Genomic DNA, 21,957 nt, shown 5'->3' on the forward strand with positions numbered 1-21,957 from the left:
AAACGGGCGGAACGTCATCTCCATGAGCGACCAGTACCGCAGCACCCACGAGCCCCACCCCCAGGACGGCGGCGCGGGCTGGCTCCCGCCGACGCCGCCCGTCTTCCACGGCCCCGAAGGCCCCGAACTGCCGCCGCCCCCGCACGGCCACCGTGCCCGGCGCGGCCTGCTGAAGAGCCGCGTCGCGCTGGCCACCGCCGTCGCCGCGGTGGCGGCCCTGCTCGGTGGCGTCACCGGCGGCGCCCTGGTGAACGAGCGGAACGGCTCCGGCAGCGCCACTGCGAGCGCCCTGGTCCGCCCGGTGGCGGCCAACGCCGATGGCAGCGCCAACGTGTCGGCGATCGCCGCCGCGCTCTCCCCCGCCGTCGTGCAGATCACCGTCAAGACCGGCAACGGCACCGCGACCGGCACCGGCGTGATCCTCACCGCCGACGGGCAGATCCTCACCAACTACCACGTCATCTCCGGCGCGGTGAACGGCGGCCGGGCCACCGTCACCTTCCACGACGGCCGGACCGCCTCCGCCACCGTCACCGGCACCGACAAGTCCCTGGACACCGCCGTCATCACCGCGTCCGGCGTCAGCGGCCTGACCACCGCCGTGCTCGGCGACTCCGACGCCACCGCCGTCGGCGACCCCGTGGTCGCCATCGGCAACCCCGAGGGGCTCACCGGCACCGTCACCTCGGGCATCGTCTCCGCCAAGAACCGCACCGTCTCCGTCCAGGTCGACGAGGGCACCACCAGCGGAAACGGCGGCTTCGGCCTCCCCAACCTGCCCGGCCTGCGCGGCTCCACCGGCGCCACCGGCTCCGAGACCGCCACCTACCAGGCGCTGCAGACCGACGCCGCCCTCAACCCCGGCAACTCCGGCGGACCGCTGATCAACGCCGCCGGCCAGGTCATCGGCCTCAACTCGGCCATGTACGCCGCGAGCGGCTCCGGCTCCACCGGCGGTACCGAGGCCGGCAGCGTCGGACTCGGCTTCGCCATCCCGATCAACAGCGTCAAGCAGGTGCTGCCGCAGCTCCAGGCCGGCAAGAACCTCTGACACCCGCCGGTTCCGTCTCCCAGCGACGGACAATGGCCACGACCGCACCGGACTCAGAAAGGGCCCCGCGCCGATGACTCCCCCCGCCGACGACCGCACCCCTGCCGAGGCCCCGGGCGGCGGCGCCCGCGTCCTCGTGGTCGACGACGAACCCGCCCTGCGCGACGCGCTGGAATCCAGCCTCGCCTTCGAGGGCTACCACGTCACCACCGCCACCGACGGCTACGAGGCCCTCACCGCCGTCGACCGCGAACACCCCGACCTCGTCCTGCTCGACATCATGATGCCCCGCATGGACGGCCTCACCGCCGTCCGCCGGATGCGCTCGCGCGGCGACACCGTCCCCGTCCTGATGCTCACCGCGCGGGACGCCGTCGGCGACCGCGTCACCGGACTCGACGTCGGCGCCGACGACTACCTCGCCAAGCCCTTCGAACTCGACGAACTCCTCGCCCGGGTCCGCGCCCTGCTCCGCCGCAACGCACTCGCCACCGAGGCCGCAGCCCGCACCGCCGCCGACGAGGACGGCGGCGAGGTGCTCGCCTTCGCCGACCTGCGGATGAACACCGCGACCCGCGAAGTCACCCGGGCCGGCACCACCATCGAGCTCACCCGCACCGAATTCATGCTGCTGGAGATGTTCCTCTCCCACCCGCGCCAGGTGCTCACCCGCGAACAGATCCTCAAGGCCGTCTGGGGCTTCGACTTCGAGCCCTCCTCCAACTCCCTCGACGTCTACGTCATGTACCTCCGCCGCAAGACCGAACAGCACGGCATGCCCCGCATCATCCAGACCGTCCGCGGCGTCGGCTACGCGCTGCGCACCGCCACCAGCGGCGCCGCGGCGTGAAACTGATCGGCCGGTTCACGGGGTGGTTCCGCAGCAGGTCGCTGCGGAGCCGACTGGCCATGCTCACGGCTGCCGCGGTGGCGGTGGCCATCGCGGTGGTCAGCTTGGCGAGTTGGCTGCTGGTCCGCGAACGGCTCTACCAGGAGCTGCACGACACCCTCTCCGCCGCCCCCAGGAGCCCGGTGGCGCCGCCCGACCGGGGGCAGCTGCACTGCGGCGCGACCCCGGCCGAGGCGCTGGCGAACGTCCCCCCGGGGGGCAGTGGCCGGCTCGGCCCGCAGAAGTACGACTTCCAGTACGTGCTGCCCGACGGCACCATCTGCCTGACCGGCGACGCCACCCGGGCCATCCAGGTGGCGCCCGGCGACAGCGCACCGCTGCCCCGGAACACCACGGTCTACCGCACCGGCCACTACGTGGACAGCGACGAGCACGCGCAGGTACGGCGCACCAACAGTGCCGTCCTGCTGCCGAACGGCATCCTGCAGCCCGCCGTCCTGCTGACCGCCCTGCCGACCCAGGGAGTGCAGAACTCGCTCAGCTCTCTCGCCCTGCTGATGACCGGCGTAGCCGGTCTCGGCGTCCTCGGCGCGGGCGTCGCCGGCCGGGTCGTCGCCCGGTCCGCGCTCAAGCCCGTCGACCAACTGACCGGCGCCGTCGAGCACATCGCGCGCACCGAAGAAGTCGGCACCACCATCCCCGTCAACGGCAGCGACGAGATCGCCCGGCTCTCCACTTCCTTCAATTCGATGTCCACCGCGCTCGCCAACTCCCGGGAGCGGCAGACCCGCCTGATCGCCGACGCCGGGCACGAGCTCCGCACGCCCCTCACCTCCCTGCGCACCAACGTGGACCTGCTGATCCGATCCGACGCCCAGGGCCGGGCGCTGCCGCCGGAGACGCGGGCCCGGATGCTGGGCAACATGAAGGCGCAGATGCAGGAACTCACCGTGCTGATCGGCGACCTGCTGCAGCTCTCCCGCCCGGACACCCCGAATCCGGAGGCGGTGCGCACCGTGGTGCCGTTCCACGAGACGGTGGAGCGGGCGCTGGAGCGCGGGCGGCTGCGCGGCCCGGCGCTGACCTTCGTCACCGAGGTCAACCCCTGGTACGTGCACGGCGATCCGGCCGCACTCGAACGCGCGGTAATCAACCTGCTGGACAACGCGGTGAAGTACTCGCCGCCGTCCGGCACCGTCGAAGTACGCCTGCGCGCGGGCCGGTTGACGGTCCGCGACCACGGCCCGGGCATCCCGGCCGAGGAGCTGCCGTTCGTCTTCGACCGGTTCTGGCGTTCCCCGTCCTCCCGCCAACTGCCGGGCTCAGGCCTGGGGTTGTCGATCGTCGCACAGACCGTCCGGGACACCGGCGGCCAGGTCTCGCTGGGGCCGGCGGCGGACGGCGGCCCGGGGACGCAGGCGGTGATGGTGCTGCCGGGGCAGCCGGACGACCCGCGCTGAGCACGCCGAAGGGCGGAGCACCGGAGTGCCCCGCCCTTCGCCGTGACTGGTTCGTCAGCCGGTCTGGCCGACCGCGATGACCTTGATCCGGTTCTGGGCCGGCGGGGCGATCGGGGCGGTGGCGGTGCTGTGGCCGGACAGGTACGCGTTGAAGACGTCCAGGTCGGAGGCGCCGACGAGCTTGTCGGTGCCGGCCGCGAAGGCCGGGAAGCCGTCGCCGCCGCCGGCCAGGAACTCGTTGGCGGCGACCCGGTACTTGGCGTTCGGGTCGACGGGGGCGCCGTTCAGGCGGACCGAGTCGAGGACCACGCGGTCCGCGCCGGCCTTGTTCAGGTCGAGCGTGTAGGCGAGGTTGCCGGAGATCTGCAGGATCTTCGGGGAGGCCGTGTTGGAGCCGGAGACCTGCTGCTGCAGGACCTGGATCAGCTGGGCGCCGGTGAGGGTCTTGATCTGCATCATGTTGGTGAACGGCTGGACGGTGAACGCCTCGCCGTAGGTCACCACGCCGTCGCCCTCGCTGCCGGACGCCTTGTAGACCAGGTCCGAGCGGATGCCGCCGGGGTTCATGAACGCGACCTGCGCGCCACCCTTGTCGGCGGGCGCGAGACCGGCGAGCTGCGCGTCGGCGATCAGGTCACCGAGCGGCTTCTCCAGGTCGGTCGAGCCGCGGCCGTTGATGTCGCTGCTGATGTAGCCGACGGCCCGGTTGGCGATCGGCGCGGACAGCTGCCGGTACCGGTCGATCAGGGTGGTCATGTCCGGCGCCTTGGGGACGTCGCGGCGCACGATGTGGTTGGTCGCGGTCACCGACGGGCGGACGATGCTGCCGGTGCGCTTGTCCAGCTTGAGGTCGATCTCGGTGTACAGGCGGCCGAACGAGGCGGCGCTGGTGACCGAGCGGGGCACGCCGTTCGGGTCCGGGATCATGCAGGCGTACGAGTTGTGGGTGTGGCCGGTGACGATCGCGCCGACCGCCGGGTCGAGGCGCTTGGCGATGTCCACGATCGGGCCGGAGATGCCCGAGCCGCCCGAGCCGCAGTCGTAGTTGTAGACGCTGCTGGCCGGCAGGCCGCCCTCGTGGATCAGCGCGACCACCGAGTTGACGCCCTGGCGCTTCAGCTCGGCGGTGTACTTGTTGATCGTCTCGACCTCGTTGCCGAACTTGAGGCCCTGCACGCCGGAGGCTGTGACGATGTTCGGGGTGCCCTCCAGGGTCACGCCGATGAAACCGACCTTCACGCCACGGACGTTCTTCACCCAGTACGGCTTGAGCAGCTGCTTGCCGGTCTTCTCGTTGGTGACGTTGGCCGCCAGGTACGGGAACTCGGCGCCCTCGAAGGTGCGGCCCGGCTCGTAGCAGCCGTCGGTCGGGTGGCAGCCGCCGTTCTGCATGCGCTTCAGCTCGGCCGAGCCCTCGTCGAACTCGTGGTTGCCCACCGAGGTGACGTCGAGGCCGATCTGGTTCATCGCCTCGATGGTCGGCTCGTCGTGGAACAGGCCGGAGATCAGCGGGCTGGCGCCGATGATGTCGCCGGCCGCGACGGTCACGCTGTTCGGGTGGCCCTCGCGGGCGTTGCGCAGCGCGGTGGCCAGGTACTCGACGCCGCCGGCGGGGGTGGCGACGGTCTTGCCGGTGGTCGCGTCGATCTCGTTGATGGTGCCGGACGAGCCCGCCGGCGGCTCCAGGTTGCCGTGCAGGTCGTTGATGGCGAGGAGCTGCAGGTCCTCGAGCTTCGGCTTGCCCTGGCCGTTGGCCTCGGCGGTGGCCGGCAGGGCCATCGAGCCGAAGAGGGCAACAGTCGCGGCGACCGCGAGCGCGGTCCTGCGGCGGCCGGTCGAACCGGAAATGGGCATGAGGGTCCCCTGCACCGTCGGGGCCGCGACGGACGGCGGCCTGGCGTTGTATCGGGGAGCAGCCTAGGGTCCACGCGCGTAGCTGTCAGGAACCCTGGGGTAACGAGCTGGTATCCGAAGCCTGACGAGTTCTCCGCTGACCCCTGCTCAGCCCGCCTGCGGAGGTCAGATCCTGGGCTGGGCGGCCAGCTGCTGCTCGGCCCGTTCCCGCTCCTCCATCGCGTCCTCGGTCATCGCGCGGTCGGTGTACACCAGCGGGCGCTCGGCCTCGGTGATGATGTGCTTGACCACCTGCACATTGCCGTTGACGTCCCACACCGCGATGCCCGGCGACAGCGTCGGAATGATCTCCACTGCCCAGCGCGGCAGGCCCAGCACCCGGCCGGTGGCTCTGGCCTCCTCCGCCTTCTGCATGTAGATGGTGCGGGTGGAGGCCATCTTCAGGATCGCCGACGCCTCCTTCGCCGCCGCCCCGTCCACCACGTCCGACAGATGGTGCACCACGGCCACGAAGGACAGGCCCAGCCGGCGTCCGAACTTCAGCAGCCGCTGGAACAGCTGCGCCACGAACGGGCTGTTGATGATGTGCCAGGCCTCCTCGACCAGGAAGATCCGCTTCACCCGGTCCGGCCGCAGCCAGGTGTGCTCCAGCCACACCCCGACGATCGCCATCAGGATCGGCATCGCGATCGAGTTCCGGTCGATGTGCGACAGGTCGAAGACGATCAGCGGCGCGTCCAGGTCGATGCCCGCCGAGGTCGGGCCGTCGAACATGCCGCGCAGGTCACCGTCGACCAGCCGGTCCAGCACCAGAGCCACGTCCAGGCCCCAGGACTGCACCTCGCCGACCTCGACGCCCAGCGACTCCACCGCCGACAGATCGGGGCTACGCAGCGTGTCGATGATGTCGTTCAGCACCGGCTGACGGTCCTTCACCGTGGCGTGCACGTGCGCGTGCGCGGCCTTCAGCGCGAAACCGGCCCGCTCCTCCAGCGGACGCGCCATCGCCACCTCGATGATGGTGCGCAGCAGCGACAGCTGACCGGTGGTGGTGATCGCCGGATCCAGCGGGTTCAGCTTCACCCCGCCGTCCCGGGCCGCCATCGGGTCGAGCCGGATGGACTTTATCCCCAGCGCGTTGGCGATCAGGTTCCATTCGCCGACGCCGTCCTCGCCCTGCGCGTCCAGCACCACCACCTGCCGGTCGCGGAACCTCAACTGCCGCAGTACGTACGTCTTCTCCAGCGCGGACTTGCCGTTGCCGGACTCCCCCAGCACCAGCCAGTGCGGGGCCGGCAGCTGCTGGCCGTACAGCTGGAACGGGTCGTAGACGTAACCCTTGCCGCTGTACACCTCGCGGCCGATGATCACCCCGGAGTCGCCCAGGCCGGGCGCCGCCGTCGGCAGGTACACCGCCTGTGCCTGGCCGCTGGAGGTGCGCACCGGCAGCCGGGTGGTCTCCACCTTGCCGAACAGGGCGCTGGCGAAGGCGTCGGTGAGATTGCCGAGCATGTGCGGGCCTCCGAGAGGGTCAGCGGCGGATGCCGGTGGCGAACGGCAGGGTGTTGGCGAACGCCCGGTGGTGCTCGCGGTCGCACCATTCGAGCTTCAGGTAGCTCTTGCCGGCCGAGGCGCGGATGGTCCGCTTGTCCCGGGCCAGTGCCTCCGGGCTGCGCGAGGACACCGTCAGGTAGCCCACCAGGTTCACCCCGGCCGCGCCGGACGCCAGGTCGTCGCCGCGCTGGTCCACCCGGCCGGTGTGCGCCAGGTCGCGCGGGTCCACCGTGCGGTTCATCTTCGCCGCGCGGCTGGCCTCCGCCTCGTCGTTGGTCTTCTCGGTGAGCATCCGCTCGATCGCCACGTCGGTCGGCTCCAGGTCCATGGTGACCGCGACCGTCCGGATCACGTCCGGGGTGTGCACCAGCAGCGGCGCCAGAAAGTTCACCCCGACCGGGGTCAGCGGCCACTCCTTGATCCACGCGGTGGCGTGGCACCACGGCTCCCGGGTCGCCGACTCCCGGGTCTTCGCCGTCAGGTACTGCGGGTGCGTGGCATCCAGCTCGGCCGGCCAGGCATTGCGCCGGCTCATCGCCTGGATGTGGTCGATCGGGTGGTCCGGGTCGTACATCGAGTGGATCAGCGACGCCAGCCGGGCCTGCCCCAGCGGCTGCCGCACCCGGATGTCCGCCTCCGCCAACCGGGCGCAGATGTCCGTCAGTTCACGCGCCATCACGGTCGCCAGACCGTCGTCGCCGCGGTCCCGCTTGCCCTCGTCCCGCCCGTACGCGGTCCGCCCCATCGCGTGCGCCTCGGACGCCAGGTCACGGGTGTACTGCATGCACGCCACCAGGTACGCCCGGTGCTGCTCCGAGGAGGTCGACACCATCGACTGCAGCTCGTCGTAGCTGTCCTGCAGCCAGCGCGGCGCCGAGTGGTCGCCGCGCCGCTCCACGTCCTTGGCGTGCGCGTCCGGGTCGGCCGGCAGGGTGCGGGCCAGGATCTGCAGACGCGTCACGAAACCGTCGCCGTTGGCCACGTGCTTCAGCAGCGTGCCGAACCGGTCGACCAGCGCCTCCTGGTCCTCCGAGTCGCGCAGGCCCACGCCCGGGCCCTCGATCTCGATCGCCGCCGTCACCGTACGACGCTCCAGGTGCATCAGCACCGTGACCTCGTCCGGCCCGAACGGCGCCGTCAGCCAGCGCAGCCGCCCCACCCCCGGCGGCGGGCCGATCTCCACCTCGCGCCCGTCCAGCCGCGTCCCGGCCTCGTGCACGTCCGGCTTCCACACCGCCCGACCACTGCGCACCGTACGCCGGTACGTCCGGTTGATCTCCACCCACTTGTAGAACGTCCGCCGCCGGTACGGCACGTACACCGCCATGATCGCCAGCAGCGGGAAGCCCACCAGGCCGGCCAGCCGCAGCGTCAGGAACGGCACCCCGAGACCCCACAGCATGCCCAGGCCCGCACCGGCGATGATCAGCACGATCTCGCCGGTCTCCCGGTTGCGCCCGATCGGCGCGTTCGGACGCGCCTTGCCGATCAGGTAACTGCGGCGCGGCTGGGCATAAGGCTGGGCGTACTGGGCGCCGTACTGGCCGAACTGTTCGCTGCTCATCTACCCGTCACCCTCCCTTCGGGTTGTTGACCGGGGCCTGGGACTGCACGGGCGGACCGGCCTGCCGGCCGGGACCGGCGGGCCGGGACGCGTGCGCGGCGATGCCCGGGGCCACCCCGCCACCGCCACCCGCGCCCGGGGAGCCGCCCCCGCCCTGCGCGTCGCCACGCGAACCGTGCGTCGAAATACCCTGCTTCACGAAGTTCGCCGGGCCGTTGATCACCGCACTGCCCGCCTGCACCGCACTCGCCCGGGCCTGCCGCATCGACAGCAGCTCGTCACCGAAGCCCGGCACGAACCGGTACACCGCGGCACTCGCGAAGATCGACAGGAACAGGATCGCCAGCCCGCTCAGCACCCGCGCGAAGTCGTCGTCCGCGCCCGCACCGGTCGCCACCGCACCCGCCAGGCCCAGGATGATCACGATGATCGGCTTCGCCAGATCTATCGCCAGCATCATCGCCGCCCACCGGCGCACGTGCTTCCACAGCTGCTTGTCCACCAGCCCCGCGTACACCGCCGTCCCCAGCAGCGCACCCACGTACAGCATCGCCGCCCGGATCACCAGCTCGATCCACAGCACCGCGGCGGCCAGCACCGCCACCAGCGACACGATGATCAGAATCAGCGGTCCACCGCCCATGCTGCCCTTGTCCAGGGTGTCCGCGAACCCGCCCAGGTACGTGCCCGTGTCGGACTTCGTCCCCGCCGCGATCGCATCCGTCAGCCCGTCGGTGACCGTCACCACCGTGTACAGGATCAGCGGCGTGAACGCCGAAGCGATCACCGTCAGCCACAGGAACCCGACCGCCTCGCCGAACGCCTGCCCCAGCGCCGCACCGCGCACCGCCCGCTTCGTCACCGCCAGCAGCCACAGCACCAGCGTGACCACCGTCGACACCGCGAACACCACCGCGTACTGCTGCAGGAACGCCGCGTTGGTGAAATCGACCTTCGTCGTCCCGTCGATCGCCCCCGCCAACTGCCGCACCACCCAGGCCGCCGCCTGCGCACACCCCTTGGCCAACGACCCCAACGGATCCGTCACCGAGGAGACCGTGTCCCCCCCGACGACCGCCGCCCCAGGGGGAGCGCACAACTTGTCGGCGCCGAGGACAGTGGCATCCTGGCCTGCGCATTTGGACGGGCTTGGACTGGCACCAGGCGAAGGATCGGCAGCGACCCGCTGCGCGACCACCAGCGCGGTGAGTTGAAGGCTGCTCAGCGCGGCGCCGAGCACCCCGGCCCGGCCCAGGAAGCGCAGTCTGGACGCGTCAGCGGGCATAGCGGAACCCTCCGAACTGCTGGACGGCATCGGCGATCTCTTTCGCGGTGGCCGCCTGCTGGTCGCCCGGCAGGGGGGCGGGGCCCGCGGCGCGGGAGTAGTCGGTGAGCTTCCAGTCGCTGCCGGTCCAGCGCATGGTGACGGTCAGGGTGTACCAGTCCTGGCTGACCGGGTTGGTGGAGTCCTCGCCGGCCAGGCCGTAGAGCCCGGTGCACCAGACGTCGACCTTGGTGGCGGTGTCGGCGCCGTTGGTGGTGTGGGTGCCGACCGGGACGATCCGGCTGACGAAGGTCTGCCCCTTCGGGGCGCGGCCCTGCGCGTCCAGGCCGAACCGGGTCACCATCTCCGGGGAGAACGCCTGGTCCAGGCGGGACTGGAGGGTGGAGAGGCTGGTGGGGTCGGCGACGGTGGCGAGGATGGTGTGGCGGGTGTCGGGGCGGAACATGTCGGTGGAGCCGAGCGCGACCGCGTAGTTGGCGGCGGCGGACTGCGCGCCCTGGTCGGTGTGGGGGTAGCCGGTGCCGATGCCGTTGGTGGTGGTGGTGACGGGCTGTTGGCCGGTCGCGGCGGTGCGGTCGGCGGCGGGGGCGGTTCCGCCGCGGGCCTGGTCGCCGGAGGTCGCGGCGGGGGTGCGGCCGGGTAGGGCCTTGTCACGGTTGGCGATGGCGACGGCGATCACCAGCAGGGTGACGATGCCGAGGATGGTGAGGAGGGTGCGCAGGGGGCGGGCCTGGCGGCCGGCCGCGGGGGCGGTCTGTTCGGCGACCGGTAGCCGCGTACGGGTGTGCGGCTGGTCGTCGGACAACGGCACGGGGGCCCTCCTGGTGCGGCGTCACCGCGCGGGGCGCGGCGGCGTGACGGGTGTTCTCGGTGTCGGCGCGCGGAGCGTGGATCTGCGCGAGGTGGACGGGAGTTGTCCGATGGTCAGATCGCCATGCCGTACACAATGGTGAACAGGGTGCCGAGCGAACCGATGATGAACACGCCGGTCAGGCCGGCGATGATCAGCCCCTTGCCCTGTTCGGCGCTGAAGGTGTCACGCATCGCGGTGGCGCCGATCCGCTGCTTGGCGGCGCCCCAGATCGCGATGCCCAGGCAGACCAGGATGGCGACGGCCATCACGACCTGGACCATCACGCGGGCCGAGGAGCCGAGTGAGGCGAACGGGCCCCAGTCGGGGGCGATGCCGCCGATGATGGTGTCGATGCCGGCCTTCTTCGGCGGGTCTTCCGCCAGGTACCGGATCACTGCGCTGTCCACGTTCAGGTTCATCCCATCTCACCGCCCGATCAGGAAAATTCAAGGCCCCGGACCACGGTCGAGCGAAGGGGCAGGTCCTATTCTTGGCCAGATCTGACGCCGACTTGGCTGCTTCTCGCGGATTGCTCGTGGTGGCCGGACGCCTCCGCCAAGATGTCCGGTAGTCCGAGGATACTGCCCGCCCTTGGTATCTGTGATGATTGCACCGGGCAATAACGCAACAGGACATGACTGCTGACGATCCGTCGGGATGGTGCGGGATGGTGCTCCGGAAGGCTCGGCTCGCTGGTGCCGCGACCGCGGTGGTGGCCATCGGGTTCGTCGGGGTGGTGACGCTGGGGACGTACGCGGCCAGCGGGGCGCCGGAGCAGGCCGGTGAACTGGCGCTGTCCGGTGGGACGGTGCCCGCGCAGTACCGGGCGCAGATCCAGAAGTGGGGCGCGCTGTGCCCGGAGATCTCGGCGCCGATGCTGGCCGCGCAGCTGTACCAGGAGAGCGGTTTCGACCCGTTGGCGAAGAGCCCGGCGAAGGCGTATGGGATGGCCCAGTTCCTGGAGGGGACGTGGGCGACGTACGGGACGGACGGCAACGGCGACGGCAAGCCGGACATCTGGAACCCGGACGACGCGATCGCCTCCGCCGCCACCTACGACTGCGCGCTGGCCCGGGACGTCGCCAAGGTGCCCGGGGACAAGCAGGCCAACATGCTGGCCGCGTACAACGCCGGGCCGTACGCGGTGATCAAGAACAACGGGGTGCCTCCGTACAAGGAGACCCAGGGGTACGTGAAGAGCATCCAGTCGCTGGCGAAGTCGTTCACCGCGCCGCCGAAGGCGGGGGCGCAGATCGCGCTGTCCAAGGAGGCGGCGGGGGCGATCTATTACGCGCAGAGCAAGCTGGGCATCGACTACATGTGGGGGGGCACCGGGCAGACCTGGGAGGACGGGCGGTTCGACTGCTCGGGTTTGACCCAGGCGGCGTTCAAGAGTGTGGGCATCGAGCTGCCCCGGGTGGCCAACGACCAGTGGTACAGCGGGCCGCACCCGTCGCGGGACCAACTCCGGCCCGGCGACCTGGTGTTCTTCGCCAATGACCTGGAGGACCCGCGGACCATCCACCACGTGGGTCTGTACGTCGGCGGCGGCTACATGATCGACGCCCCGCACACCGGCGCCAAGGTGCGCTACGACAAGATCGACCAGCGGGACTACATCGGGGCGACCCGGGTCACCCCGGACGGTGCGGCCGCGCTGCCCAGCCGGAACAAGAACGACGGCACCATCACGGCGGGTCAAGGACCGGTAAAGAGCTGACGGGCCGTCCGCTCGGCATGTGCATGCGGGGTGGACGGTGAGTCAAGTTTGCATAACAGCATGTTTCGGACGGAACCCCCGATGGTCTCGATCGCGTTGACTCAGGAGGCTGCCGGACGTCCGCACCCGGCCGCACTGATCGGGAACCACTGCGGAGATGCGGACAGGGAGGTACGGCGTGGCCACGCTGCTCGCCGATGCGGGAACCGGTTCGGGTGACCCCGACCTCGGCCTGCTCAAGGCAGTCAACGGCCTGGCCGCCGACGCGCCCGGCTGGCTGGACTCACTGGTCGCCTGGACCGCCGAGTACGGCATCCTGCTGGGCCTGGCCGCGATCGGGTTGACCGCCTGGCTGAGTGCCCGCCGTCGCCCCGATGCGCCGGTCGCCGTCGCCGGGGTGCTGTGGGCGCCGATCGCGGTCGCCATCGCCGAGCTGGCCAACCTGCCGATCTCGGCGATCGTCGACCGGCCCCGCCCGTTCGTCGACCACCCCGAGATCGACGTGCTGGTGCCCGGCAAGGAGGACACCCTCTCCTTCGTCAGCGACCACTCCGCGATGTCCATGGGCATCGCCGTCGCGCTGTTCCTGGTCAACCGGAAGCTCGGGGTGGCCGCCGGTGCGCTCGCCCTGTTGCAGGGCTTCTGCCGGATGTACGTGGGCGTGCACTACCCGACAGACGTGATCGGGGGCTACGCGCTGGCCACCGCCGTGGTGCTGCTGCTCGCGCCGATCGCGATGGCCGTGCTGGTGCCGCTCTGTCACGCGCTGTCCCGGACGGCGCTGCGGCCGCTGGTGGCGGCCAAGGCCCCCGCCGCGGCCGGTGGCCGGCGTCGGTCGGCCGGTCAGGGCAGCGGGCGGGCGGCCCGTTCGGGCCGGCGTGCGGAGCGCGACCGGGAGTCCGACCTGGCGGCCTGACCGCCTCACGGAAGCAGCGAGTCAGTCGAGCGGCTCCGGGTCGGCCAGGTGTTCGGCGGCGTCCCGCCGGGCCCGGTCGCGGGAGCGCCGCCCGGGGGCGAACCAGCCGCAGTCGCACTGGGCGAAGCAGAAGGATCCGCGCTCCACCACCTCGGGTCGATGGTCGCTGCACGCTGCCACGCCGGTCGTCTCCGGCTGCCGGTCTGCCACGTCCTTCACGGTAGTCCTCCCTGGTCGCACGCCGGTACGTGTTCGGCGAAGGGTCGACCGCCCGTAACCTTCCGGACCCCAACTCGTTTGCCTGGCAGGCGCGCTGTCCATCCGGGGCGGCTGCTGGCCGGGCCTTCCGGGGCCAGGGGGTTGTCGAAGTCGTGAAGAAGCTCTACCGGGCCGCTGCCGCGGCCGCGCTCGCCGGTGTGCTGACCGCCTGCACCGGCGGCGGGCAGAACCAGGACAGCTCCGCCGACCAGCTGTCCCCCGACCCGCTGACCGCGGTCCGCTCCACCGCCGACATCACCGGCCGCACCGGCTCGGCGCACGCGTCCACCGAGCTGAGCACCGAGTCCGCGGAGAAGAAGGCGGTGTTCCACGGCACCGGCGGCTACGACTACGTGAAGCGGCTGGGCCGGCTGGAGATCGACGTCCCGTCGGGGGCCGCCGCCGGCGGGAAGATCGTCGAGGTGGTGCTGCCCGGCACGGTCTACCTGCAGAACAGCGGCGCCAAGATCCCCGAGGGCAAGTGGGTCAAGCTGGACGTCCGCCAGCTCCCGGACGGCAATCTGGTGAGCTCCGGCGCCACCGACCCGGCGTCCGCCGCGGGCGCGCTGCGCGGGGCGCAGAGCGCCGAGCTGGTCGGCTCCGAGACGGTGAACGGCGTGGAGCTGAAGCACTACAAGGGCACCCTGGACCTGGTGAAGGCCGCCGACGCCACCGGCGGCCGCGGTGCGGACGGCCTGCGGATGGCCGGGCAGACCTTCACGGTCAAGGAGGTCCCGTACGAGGTCTGGCTGGACGACCAGGGCCGGCTGCACAAGGTGGTGGAGAACTTCACCTTCGCCGGGGTGGCCGGCTCCACCGCCGCGAAGGACCAGGTGAAGGTGGTCTCCACGCTGGCGCTGACCGACTTCGGCAAGCCGGTGGAGGCCGCCGAGCCGTCCGCCGCCGACCTCTGGTCGATGTCGGCCTCGCCCTCCCCGAAGTGACCGTCCCACCCGTTTCGGACACCAGAGATGGCCCGTCCGTGCCATGTGGGCCGGCCTCCCGCTGCCTACGCTGGTACGGGGGCGGGTAGTCGGCACGGACGGGGCGCGGAAGGGGTGGAGGCCAATGGCAACCGGGGAGAACGGCACCGGCGGCCACGACAGCACCGCGCTGGACGAGATCGACCTGGCCGGTGAGCTGATGATCGCCGCCTCGGCCAGCCGCGCCGAACGGCTGGCCGCCGAGCAGATCGACCAGGTGCTGCTGCGCAGGGACGACGAACAGCCGTCCGGCACGGACGGCTGAGCGGACGTCAGGACGACCGGGCGTCAGGTGCGGAGCAGTCGCGCGATGGCCGCGCTGGCCTCGGAGACCTTGGCGTTCAGCGCCTCGCCTCCGTCCTCCGCCTCCGCGGCGGCCGCCACGCAGTGCGCCAGGTGCACCTCGAGCAGGGACAGCGCGAAGGACTGCAGCGCCTTGGTCGACGCGGAGACCTGGGTGAGGATGTCGATGCAGTAGACGTCCTCGTCGACCATCCGCTGCAGGCCGCGGATCTGACCTTCGATCCGGCGCAGTCGCTTCAGGTGTGCTTCCTTGTCGCTGCTGTAGCCGTGCGGCCCGGCGCCCTGCGCCGCTCCGTGGCACGCCGGTGCGGTGTCGGTGCTGGGGGTGTCGATGGTGGTCATCCCGGTCCGCCCTCTTGGTTTCGGTACTCGGCCCTCCCCCAGCCTTCGGCCGGGAGGTGCCCCCAGTGTCCAACATCCGGCGCCGGTCTGGTGTTCCGCCGTCCGGGCGTCAGGGCACAGATCCCCCTGCAGAGCGGGAGCAAACCGGCGTGTCGTGGGACACACTTAGGGCGCGCGTCGGCGGCCCCGTGTCCGGACACGGCGGACGTGCGCCTAGCATCGTCAAGTACCGACCCCGCACATCGGAGATTTCCGTGCGTTTTAGCCTGACCCCGAAGGAGACGAGCTTCTACGACATGTTCGCCGCCGCGGCGGAGAACCTTGTCGTCGGATCCAAGCTCCTGCTGGAACTACTGGGCTCGGACGTGTCCGCCCGCGCGGAGATCGTCGAGCGCATGCGCGCCGCCGAGCACGCCGGGGACGACACCACCCATGCGATCTTCCACCAGCTGAACTCCTCCTTCATCACCCCGTTCGACCGGGAGGACATCTACGCGCTGGCGTCCTCGCTGGACGACATCATGGACTTCATGGAGGAGGCCGTCGACCTTGTCGTCCTGTACGACATCGAGACCCTCCCGAACGGCATCGAGCAGCAGATCGAGGTGCTGGCCCGGGCCGCCGAGCTGACCGCCGAGGCGATGCCCAACCTGCGCTCGATGGCCAACCTCACCGAGTACTGGATCGAGATCAACCGGCTGGAGAACCAGGCGGACCAGATCCACCGCAAGCTGCTGGCCCACCTGTTCTCCGGCCAGTACGACGCGATCGAGGTGCTGAAGCTCAAGCAGGTCGTGGACGTCCTCGAAGAGGCCGCCGACGCGTTCGAGCACGTGGCCAACACGGTGGAGACCATCGCCGTCAAGGAGTCCTGAGCTCCGTGGACATGGCAGCACTGATCGTCGTCGTCGGCGTGGCGTTCTTCTTCACGTACACGAACGGCTTCCACGACTCCGCGAACGCGATCGCCACCTCGGTCTCCACCCGGGCGCTGACCCCCCGGGCGGCGCTGGCGATGGCCGCGGTGATGAACCTGGCGGGCGCCTTCCTCGGCAGCGGGGTGGCGAAGACCGTCTCCGAGGGGATCATCGAGACCCCGACCGGCTCCAAGGGCATGGCGATCCTGTTCGCCGCGCTGGTCGGCGCCATCGCCTGGAACCTGGTGACCTGGTACTTCGGCCTACCGTCCTCCTCCTCGCACGCGCTGTTCGGCGGCATGGTGGGCGCGGCGCTGGCGGGCGGTACCGAGGTGATCTGGCACGGCGTGGTCGAGAAGATCATCCTTCCGATGGTCATCTCGCCGGTGGTCGGCCTGATCGGCGGCTTCCTGGTGATGCTGGCGATCCTGTGGATCTTCAAGAAGGCCAACCCGCACAAGGCCAAGCGCAACTTCCGGGTGGCGCAGACCGCCTCGGCGGCCGCGATGGCGCTGGCGCACGGCCTGCAGGACGCCCAGAAGACCATGGGCATCGTGGTGATGGCACTGACCATCTCCGGCCACCACTCCGGCACCGGCATCCCGATCTGGGTGAAGATCTCCTGCGCCATGATGCTCTCGCTGGGCACCTACGCGGGCGGCTGGCGGATCATGCGCACCCTCGGCCGGAAGATCATCGAGCTGGACCCGCCGCAGGGCTTCGCCGCCGAGGCGACCGCCTCCGCGGTCATGTACGTCACCTCGTTCGTCTACGCGGCGCCGATCTCCACCACCCACGTGATCACCTCGGCGATCATGGGTGTGGGCGCCACCAAGCGGGTCCGGGCGGTCCGCTGGGGCGTGGCGAAGAACATCGTGATGGGCTGGTTCATCACCATGCCGGCAGCGGCGCTCGTGGCCGCCGCGATGTTCGGCCTCACCAACCTGCTGGTCCTCTGACCGCGTCAGCGAGTAAGCGACAGAGCGGAAGGGCCCGCCCCCACAGCACGGGGGCGGGCCCTTCGTCGGCTCCGCGGCGGCACCGCCATGCAGCACCGTGGAGCAGCTGGTGTGCTCCGCCGCCGGAAGGCGGCGGGGCCGGTCAGCCGAAGCGGCCGGAGATGTAGTCCTCGGTGGCCTGCACCGACGGGTTGGAGAAGATCCGCTGGGTGTCGTCCAGTTCGATCAGCTTGCCGGGCTGGCCGACGCCCGCCAGGTTGAAGAACGCGGTGCGGTCGGAGACGCGGGCCGCCTGCTGCATGTTGTGGGTCACGATCACGATGGTGAACTGCGACTTCAGCTCGCCGATCAGGTCCTCGATGGCGAGGGTGGAGATCGGGTCGAGGGCCGAGCAGGGCTCGTCCATCAGCAGCACCTCGGGCTCGACCGCGATCGCCCGGGCGATGCACAGGCGCTGCTGCTGGCCGCCGGACAGGCCCGCACCGGGCTTGTTCAGGCGGTCCTTGACCTCCTTCCAGAGGTTGGCGCCCTGCAGGGACTTCTCCACCACGCCGTCCAGGACGGACTTCTTCTTCACGCCGGCCAGCCGCAGGCCGGCCACCACGTTGTCGTAGATCGACATGGTGGGGAACGGGTTGGGGCGCTGGAACACCATGCCGACCGAGCGGCGGACGGCGACCGGGTCGACGTTCGAGCCGTACAGGTTCTCGTCGTCGAGCATCACCTTGCCCTCGACCCGGGCGCCGGGGATCACCTCGTGCATCCGGTTGAGGGTGCGCAGGAAGGTGGACTTGCCGCAGCCGGAGGGGCCGATGAACGCGGTCACCGAGCGGGGCTCGATGGTCATCGAGATGTCCTCGATGGCGCGGGTGGAGCCGTAGTAGGCGGACAGTCCGCTGACGTCGATGCGCTTGGCCATGATCTTTCGTCTTCTCTCGTCTGTTCGTACGTCAGTCGGGGTCAGCGTCCGCCCTTGGGCGCGCGCCAGCGGGCGATGCCCCGTGCGATGAGGTTGAGCCCCATCACGAAGGCGATCAGCACCAGCGCCGCGCCCCAGGCGCGCGAGTAGCCGTAGTCGTTGTTGACCTGCGAGTACTGCTGCCAGATGTAGAGCGGCAGGGACTGCTGAGGTCCGTTGAACGGGTCGCTGTTGATGAAGTCGGCGCCGAACACCAGCATCATCACGGGGGCGGTCTCACCGGTGATGCGGGCGACCGCCAGCATCACACCGGTGGTGATTCCGCCGATGGCCGTCGGGAGGACGATCCGCAGGATGGTCTTCCAGCGCGGCACGCCGAGCGCGTACGAGGCTTCCCGGAGCTCGTTCGGGACGAGCTTGAGCATCTCCTCGGTCGAGCGGACCACGACCGGCATCATCAGGATCGCCAGCGCGAGGCTGCCGGAGAAGCCCGAGTACTGGAAGCCGAGGAGGATGTTCCAGAGCGAGAGGATGAACAGACCGGCGACGACCGACGGGATGCCCGTCATCACGTCGACGAAGAAGGTGACCGCCTTGGCGAGCCGGCCGCGGCCGTACTCCACCAGGTAGACGGCGGTGAGCAGACCGATCGGCGCGGCGATCAGGGTGGCCAGCAGGACCTGCTCGACGGTGCCGATGATGGCGTGGTAGATGCCGCCGTCCGGGCTGAGGGTGGCGACGACGCCCTTCATCGAGTGGCTGAGGAACTCGGGGCTGATCGCCCCGATGCCCTGCTGCACGGTGTAGAAGGTCAGCGCGACCAGCGGCACCACGGCGCAGATGAAGGCGACCCACACCAGCGAGGTGGCGAAGCGGTCCTTGGCCTGCCGGCGGCCCTCCACCGAGGCGGAGACGGCGTAGCTGGCGACCAGGAAGAGCAGGGCGGAGATCAGGCCCCACTGCAGGTGGCTCTTGAGGCCGGCGACGGCGCCGAGGCCGCAGCCGACGGCGATCGAGGCCGCGGCGATGCCGGCCGGTGCCCAGCGGGGCAGCCGGGCCGCGGTCAGCCGGTGGCTGAGCTGCGGGACGGTGGCGTCGGTGACGGTCGAGACGGTACTCACGCGGCGGCCCCCGAGTACTCCTTGCGGCGGGCGATGATGACGCGGGCGGCACCGTTCACCAGCAGCGTGATCACGAACAGGACGAGGCCGGAGGCCATCAGGGCGTCCCGGCCGAGCGGCTGGGCCTCGTTGAACTTCAGCGCGATGTTCTCCGCGAAGGTGCCGCCGCCCGGGTCGAGCAGGTGCAGCGACAGCTTGCTGTTGGTGGACAGCACGGTGGCGACCGCGATGGTCTCGCCGAGCGCGCGGCCCAGGCCGAGCATGGACGCGGAGATGATGCCGGGGCGGCCGAACGGCAGCACCGCGGTGCGGACCATCTCCCAGCGGGTCGCGCCGAGCGCGAGCGCCGCCTCCTCGTGCATCCGCGGGACCTGCCGGAACACCTCGCGGGTGACCGCGGTGATGATCGGCAGCACCATGATCGCCAGCAGGATGCCGACGGTGAACAGGTTGCGTGGCAGGACGCCGGCGCTGGACTGGTCGAAGATGTACGTCCAGCCGAGGTACTGGTCCATCCAGCTGGTCAGACCGTCCATGTGCGGGACCAGGAACAGCACGCCCCACAGGCCGTAGACGATCGACGGGACGGCGGCCAGCAGGTCCACCAGGTAGGCGAACGGCTGGGCGATCCGGCGCGGCGCGTAGTGCGAGATGAACAGCGCGATGCCGACCGCGATCGGGACCGCGATCAGCATCGCGATGAGCGCGCTGACCAGGGTGCCGAAGGCGAGCACGGCGATGCCGAACACCGGCGTCGCGGCGTCCGGCGTCCACTCGAAGGTGGTGAGGAAGTTGCCCTCGTTCTTGCCCAGGGCGAGGGCCGAGCGGTAGGCCAGGAAGCCTGCGATGGCGGCCATGATGACCAGCAGCAGGATGCCCGCACCGCGGGAGAGGTTGAAGAACACGGCGTCACCGCGGCGGCTGTCGCGGCGTCGTGGGGTCCGTCCCCGCGCGTCGGCGGGGGAGGAAGAAGTCATGATCGTTTACTCCGGTCTGGCGGCGCTGCCCCGCGGAGGGCGGCACCTTGGCGGCGGTGCCCCGGACGTTCTGATGGTGGGTGGTGCCGGTGTTACGGATGGTGCGCGTGGCGCACGGCCCGGCCGGGCAGCCCCTCCCCCTCCTTCGGGGGCCGCCCGGCCGGTCGTCGCTCAGCCTCAGGCGAGGGCGTCGATCTGGGTCTTGACCTTGCCGGCCAGCTCCTTCGGCAGCGGCACGTAGCCGACCGCACCGATGGCCTGCTGGCCCTCGTCGCTGACGGTGTAGTTCAGGAAGGACTTCAGGGCCGGCAGGGTGTCGGCCTTGTTGCCCTTGTCGCAGACGATCTCGTAGGTGACCAGGGTCAGCGGGTAAGCACCCTCGGCCTTGGTCGCGTAGTCGATGTCCAGCGCCATGTCCGCACCGGTGCCGGTGATCTTGGCGTTGGCCAGCGTGGTGGCGGCGTTGGCGGCGTTGGCCTCGACCGGCTTGGAGGCGCCGGTGGCGATGGACGCGCTGTTCAGCTTGTTGGTCTGGGCGTAGGACAGCTCGACGTAGGAGATCGAGTTCTTGGCCTGCTTGACCTGGGCCACCACGCCGGCGGAGCCGTTCGCGGACTGGCCGCCCTGGCCGGCCCAGCTCTTGGCGGCCGGGTACTTCCAGGCGCCGTTGCCGGCCTTGGCCAGGTAGGCGGTCAGGTTCTGGGTGGTGCCGGAGTCCTCCGAGCGGTGGATCGCCTGGATGTCGGCGGCCGGGAGGTTGACGCCCGGGTTCAGGGCGGCGATCTCCGGGGCGTTCCACTTGGTGATCTGCGAGTCGAAGATCTTCGCCAGGGTCGGGGCGTCCAGGGTCAGCTTGTCGACACCCTCGACGTTGAAGACGATCGAGATCAGGCCGCCGACCATCGGCAGGTCGATGCCCTGGCCGCCGGTGCAGACCTGCTTCGAGGCGTCGATCTCGGCCGCCTTGAGGGCGCCGTCGGAGCCCGCGAAAGCGATCTTGCCCTGGTTGAACTGGGTGACACCCGCGCCGGAGCCGCCACCGCTGTAGGTCAGGCTGGTGCTGGAGCAGGCGGCGCCGTAGGCGGCCTTCCAGACCTCGATCGCCGGGGTCTGCGCGGTCGAACCGGCCGCCAGCAGCTGGCCACCCTTGTCGGAGCAGGCGATCTTGGCGGCCGGGGCCCCACCGGCGGACGAGCCGTTCGCGCTGGGCTTGGAGTTGTCGTCCGTGCCGCAGGCCGACAGCGACAGCGTGGAGACGAGCGCGACGGCACCGATGGCGAGGGCCTTGGAGCGGCCGTTCCGCAGGTTCACAGGGTGTCCCTTTCTGAGGCATTACCGGTCCACGAGTGACCGGAATTGCTGTGGTCCGGGGCCCTTCCGGCCCTCCGGTAACCCCGAAGTTAGGCAGGACAGGTGACGCGTCAGCCCGTCACAAATGAACGGGGAGTGAACCTCGGACGGATGTCAGGAAACCTTGGCCAGTAGTAACGGTTGCGTCACAGGTCGGGCGCGGGCAGATCACCCGTCCCGGCCGTACGGAACAGGCCGGGGCGCTCAGCCGAGCAACAGCTCCAGCAGCGCGTCGATCAGGACCCGGTCGCGGGGGTGGGTCAGCCGTTCCTTGGCCCGCCGCGGCGGCAGCCACTCCAGCCGGTCCACCTCCCGGTTGGGCCGGAACGCCCCGCCGGTCGGCACCGCGGCCCAGTACCGGACCTCCTTCGGGCGGCCCTGCACCAGGTAGTGCTGGGTGGGCAGCTCCGGGCCCAGCACGCAGCGCATCCCGGTCTCCTCCCACACCTCGCGCAGCGCCGCCGTCCGCCAGCCCTCGCCGGGGTCGAGCTTCCCCTTCGGCAGGCTCCAGTCGTCGTACTTGGGCCGGTGCACCAGCGCCACCCGCGGCTTCTTGCGGCTGCCGTCCTTGCGCAGCGGCCCGGGCACCCACAGCACCGCGCCCGCCGCCAGCACCGTCGACCGCGCACCGGCCGCCGGGCGGCGGTCGGTGCGGGCACCGCCCGCCCGGGCGTGGGCGCCGTCGGACGGGGACGGGTGATCTGGGAGCTGCGGCACGCGG

22 protein-coding genes are annotated in these 21,957 nt (G+C 70.7%); 9 read left to right on the forward strand and 13 right to left on the reverse strand.

What is annotated here, in order from left to right:
* Nucleotides 1-22 precede the first annotated feature (22 nt).
* From ACFYST_RS26210 to ACFYST_RS26220, 3 genes are all read left to right on the forward strand, one after another.
* The gene (locus ACFYST_RS26210; protein ID WP_387865863.1) at nt 23-1,051 is read left to right on the forward strand and encodes a S1C family serine protease; all 1,029 of its coding nucleotides are present in this window, start codon (nt 23-25) and stop codon (nt 1,049-1,051) included.
* A gap of 73 nt (nt 1,052-1,124) precedes the next feature.
* A complete protein-coding gene (locus ACFYST_RS26215) occupies nt 1,125-1,901 on the forward strand; it encodes a response regulator transcription factor (RefSeq protein WP_387865865.1) in 777 nt (258 codons plus the stop codon).
* Nucleotides 1,902-1,960: 59 nt separating this feature from the next.
* Nucleotides 1,961-3,361, forward strand: coding sequence for a sensor histidine kinase (locus ACFYST_RS26220; RefSeq protein WP_387638756.1), 1,401 nt, complete (start codon nt 1,961-1,963; stop codon nt 3,359-3,361).
* Nucleotides 3,362-3,415: 54 nt separating this feature from the next.
* Here ACFYST_RS26220 and ACFYST_RS26225 read toward each other — a convergent pair whose 3' ends face one another.
* The 6 genes from ACFYST_RS26225 to ACFYST_RS26250 all read right to left on the reverse strand — a co-directional run bounded on the left by ACFYST_RS26225 (nt 3,416) and on the right by ACFYST_RS26250 (nt 10,890).
* Nucleotides 3,416-5,215, reverse strand: a complete 1,800-nt coding sequence (locus ACFYST_RS26225; protein ID WP_387865866.1) for a bifunctional metallophosphatase/5'-nucleotidase — start codon at nt 5,213-5,215, stop codon at nt 3,416-3,418.
* 165 nt (nt 5,216-5,380) lie between these two features.
* Nucleotides 5,381-6,727 carry an ATP-binding protein gene (locus tag ACFYST_RS26230; RefSeq protein ID WP_387865869.1) on the reverse strand — a complete coding sequence of 449 codons (1,347 nt, stop codon included), beginning with the start codon at nt 6,725-6,727 and terminating at the stop codon, nt 5,381-5,383.
* Nucleotides 6,728-6,746: 19 nt separating this feature from the next.
* Nucleotides 6,747-8,333, reverse strand: coding sequence for an SCO6880 family protein (locus ACFYST_RS26235; protein ID WP_387865872.1), 1,587 nt, complete (start codon nt 8,331-8,333; stop codon nt 6,747-6,749).
* A gap of 7 nt (nt 8,334-8,340) precedes the next feature.
* Complete coding sequence (locus ACFYST_RS26240) at nt 8,341-9,381, reverse strand: hypothetical protein (RefSeq protein ID WP_387865874.1); 1,041 nt, start codon at nt 9,379-9,381, stop codon at nt 8,341-8,343.
* A 226-nt stretch (nt 9,382-9,607) separates the two neighbouring features.
* Nucleotides 9,608-10,429: a hypothetical protein gene (locus ACFYST_RS26245; RefSeq protein WP_387865876.1), complete on the reverse strand. Its 822-nt coding sequence runs from the start codon at nt 10,427-10,429 to the stop codon at nt 9,608-9,610.
* Nucleotides 10,430-10,542: 113 nt separating this feature from the next.
* The gene (locus tag ACFYST_RS26250) at nt 10,543-10,890 is read right to left on the reverse strand and encodes a hypothetical protein (RefSeq protein WP_387638773.1); all 348 of its coding nucleotides are present in this window, start codon (nt 10,888-10,890) and stop codon (nt 10,543-10,545) included.
* Between the two features lie 248 nt (nt 10,891-11,138).
* Between ACFYST_RS26250 and ACFYST_RS26255 the strand changes: the two genes are divergently transcribed.
* Nucleotides 11,139-12,191 carry an NlpC/P60 family protein gene (locus ACFYST_RS26255; protein ID WP_387865879.1) on the forward strand — a complete coding sequence of 351 codons (1,053 nt, stop codon included), beginning with the start codon at nt 11,139-11,141 and terminating at the stop codon, nt 12,189-12,191.
* Nucleotides 12,192-12,348: 157 nt separating this feature from the next.
* Complete coding sequence (locus ACFYST_RS26260) at nt 12,349-13,107, forward strand: phosphatase PAP2 family protein (RefSeq protein WP_387638779.1); 759 nt, start codon at nt 12,349-12,351, stop codon at nt 13,105-13,107.
* 21 nt (nt 13,108-13,128) lie between these two features.
* On the opposite strand, the gene ACFYST_RS26265 is transcribed toward ACFYST_RS26260, so the two are convergent.
* On the reverse strand, nt 13,129-13,326 hold the full coding sequence (locus tag ACFYST_RS26265; RefSeq protein ID WP_387638781.1) for a hypothetical protein: 198 nt from the start codon (nt 13,324-13,326) through the stop codon (nt 13,129-13,131).
* Between the two features lie 152 nt (nt 13,327-13,478).
* Between ACFYST_RS26265 and ACFYST_RS26270 the strand changes: the two genes are divergently transcribed.
* Both ACFYST_RS26270 and ACFYST_RS26275 read left to right on the forward strand, forming a co-directional pair.
* Entirely contained in the window at nt 13,479-14,309 is an 831-nt protein-coding gene (locus tag ACFYST_RS26270; RefSeq protein ID WP_387638784.1) for a hypothetical protein, read from the forward strand.
* Nucleotides 14,310-14,433: 124 nt separating this feature from the next.
* Nucleotides 14,434-14,613 carry a hypothetical protein gene (locus tag ACFYST_RS26275; protein WP_387865882.1) on the forward strand — a complete coding sequence of 60 codons (180 nt, stop codon included), beginning with the start codon at nt 14,434-14,436 and terminating at the stop codon, nt 14,611-14,613.
* 23 nt (nt 14,614-14,636) lie between these two features.
* Here the strand turns inward: ACFYST_RS26275 and ACFYST_RS26280 are convergent, their stop codons facing one another.
* A complete protein-coding gene (locus tag ACFYST_RS26280) occupies nt 14,637-14,993 on the reverse strand; it encodes a metal-sensitive transcriptional regulator (protein WP_387638790.1) in 357 nt (118 codons plus the stop codon).
* Between the two features lie 254 nt (nt 14,994-15,247).
* Between ACFYST_RS26280 and ACFYST_RS26285 the strand changes: the two genes are divergently transcribed.
* Together ACFYST_RS26285 and ACFYST_RS26290 are read left to right on the forward strand one after the other, a co-directional pair.
* The gene (locus ACFYST_RS26285) at nt 15,248-15,868 is read left to right on the forward strand and encodes a DUF47 domain-containing protein (protein ID WP_387638793.1); all 621 of its coding nucleotides are present in this window, start codon (nt 15,248-15,250) and stop codon (nt 15,866-15,868) included.
* A 5-nt stretch (nt 15,869-15,873) separates the two neighbouring features.
* Nucleotides 15,874-16,869 carry an anion permease gene (locus tag ACFYST_RS26290; protein ID WP_387638795.1) on the forward strand — a complete coding sequence of 332 codons (996 nt, stop codon included), beginning with the start codon at nt 15,874-15,876 and terminating at the stop codon, nt 16,867-16,869.
* A gap of 142 nt (nt 16,870-17,011) precedes the next feature.
* On the opposite strand, the gene pstB is transcribed toward ACFYST_RS26290, so the two are convergent.
* From pstB to ACFYST_RS26315, 5 genes are all read right to left on the reverse strand, one after another.
* Entirely contained in the window at nt 17,012-17,788 is a 777-nt protein-coding gene (gene pstB / locus ACFYST_RS26295; RefSeq protein WP_380488732.1) for a phosphate ABC transporter ATP-binding protein PstB, read from the reverse strand.
* Nucleotides 17,789-17,829: 41 nt separating this feature from the next.
* Entirely contained in the window at nt 17,830-18,909 is a 1,080-nt protein-coding gene (gene pstA / locus ACFYST_RS26300; RefSeq protein WP_387638798.1) for a phosphate ABC transporter permease PstA, read from the reverse strand.
* Nucleotides 18,906-19,886, reverse strand: a complete 981-nt coding sequence (gene pstC, locus ACFYST_RS26305) for a phosphate ABC transporter permease subunit PstC (RefSeq protein WP_387638801.1) — start codon at nt 19,884-19,886, stop codon at nt 18,906-18,908. Before pstC ends, pstA begins: the two co-directional genes overlap by 4 nt.
* A 177-nt stretch (nt 19,887-20,063) precedes the next feature.
* Complete coding sequence (gene pstS / locus ACFYST_RS26310; RefSeq protein WP_387638804.1) at nt 20,064-21,197, reverse strand: phosphate ABC transporter substrate-binding protein PstS; 1,134 nt, start codon at nt 21,195-21,197, stop codon at nt 20,064-20,066.
* 243 nt (nt 21,198-21,440) lie between these two features.
* A complete protein-coding gene (locus ACFYST_RS26315; protein WP_387865885.1) occupies nt 21,441-21,953 on the reverse strand; it encodes an NUDIX hydrolase in 513 nt (170 codons plus the stop codon).
* Between the last annotated feature and the right edge of the window lie 4 nt (nt 21,954-21,957).

This window comes from Kitasatospora sp. NPDC004614 (assembly GCF_042873675.1).
In the GTDB taxonomy this organism is placed as follows: Bacteria; Actinomycetota; Actinomycetes; order Streptomycetales; family Streptomycetaceae; genus Kitasatospora.